Source organism: Alteromonas sp. AO-Serp, from assembly GCF_017849675.1.
GTDB lineage: Bacteria > Pseudomonadota > Gammaproteobacteria > Enterobacterales > Alteromonadaceae > Alteromonas > Alteromonas macleodii.
The window spans coordinates 1-1,409 of the sequence record NZ_JAFLMX010000134.1 but is presented as its reverse complement, the minus strand read 5'-3'; the positions used below and the strand labels follow the sequence as shown (position 1 = coordinate 1,409).

The 1,409-nt window shown below is 42.6% G+C and carries 2 protein-coding genes; both read right to left on the bottom strand.

The window, feature by feature from the left end; all coding sequences use genetic code 11:
* A partial coding sequence (locus tag QVA83_RS09855; protein ID WP_287498423.1) for a cation:dicarboxylate symporter family transporter occupies nucleotides 1-368 on the bottom strand: 368 nt, incomplete at its 3' end.
* A 114-nt stretch (nucleotides 369-482) separates the two neighbouring features.
* On the bottom strand, nucleotides 483-1,409 hold a 927-nt coding region (locus tag QVA83_RS09850), incomplete at its 5' end, for a S41 family peptidase (protein WP_287498422.1).

The window sequence follows — 1,409 nt, the reverse complement described above, 5'->3', positions numbered from 1 at the left end:
AGATGTGTATAAGTGTCAGCATCTGAAGTCACTAAGCTTAAGCTTGTAGGAAAAGCAAAGCTTGCCAACACGGCGGTGAGCGCGGCCAGTAGTGTGCCCATCAAATAAAGCACAAGCACGGGTTTGATAAAGGTTTGCTCGTTTTGCTTATGGTTGGCAATGGATGCCATGACCAAAACAAAAACCAATAAAGGAGCTATTGCTTTTAAGGCTTTTACAAATAAGTTACCCAATAGCCCTGCTGATTGAGCAGCTGAAGGTGAAAAACTCGCTATCGCAATACCGCATACGATACCAATGATAATTTGCAGTACCAAACTGCCATTCATGTAGCGCTGAAACAGGCTGGGGCGTGACGTTGAATCCATAAATGTTGGTCCATTATTATTTTGACGACGCACCATAAAGGATAACGTTACACAAATGAACCTGTTTGGTCTTAGTTACTCGCAAATAACCGTATGCTTGCCGTTTATGAGGGTTTACATGCCTTCAAGTATCTTTTGCGTATAAGACGTCCACTGATAAAGAGGAAGCTCTCCATCAATATAATAGTCTGGCTGAATGCCTACCCCATCAATGGCCATGTGGGGAATACGCAAACTTTTGGTTAAACTGTAATGCAAGGTAAAAACACCGCTCGGCGAATCAGTTTGATACATGTTAGAAATATCGAGTACACCTGCGGTGGTTTGCCCAAACAACTTTACTTTTTTGCTTTGTTTAGCCGCCAGTAAGAACTGCTCAGCGGTGCTGCCATTACTTGAATCAACAAGTACGCCAATATTCTTCGGCAGGGGTTCAATTTTATCGAAAGTCTCCACCGTTACGTCTTCATCAATATTGATGTAGCTGCCGATGTGTTGATTAAGAATGTCGTACCCGTCTTTTGCCCATTGCTTTTCTTCTTCACTAAAATGAGGGTTTTCCAAAAAGCCAAGCATTCTAGAGTTGTTAAGCTCGGTAGATAGGTATTCCATGCCTACAGTGCGAATAGGGTTGGTGTATAAAATAGGGAGTAAAGACGCATAGCTTACGTCACTACCACCACCGTTTCCTCGTATGTCGATAATGAGGTTTTCAGTTTTCAAAATCGTATCCAGATGCTTAGCGATAACAGCGTCAATGTCTTTTTTGAAGACATGATCGAAAGCCGGTATGCGAACTAATACTGTGTTCTCTGAAATTTTTTCGAATAGAGGAGCTTTTGTACTAAGCAGGCGCACATAGCGTGTTATTTCAGGCGACGATTCTTGTCGCGGTTCCTTTCGCGACATAACGATAAAGCTATTGCCCAACACCACTTCATTGTTACCCAAGAGTGTCATGGTATCGATTTGTCGGGCGGAGTGATCGCCCATAAAAAACGTCACTTTTGCAGTATTGTTGTCTTCAGGGTCATTAACGAT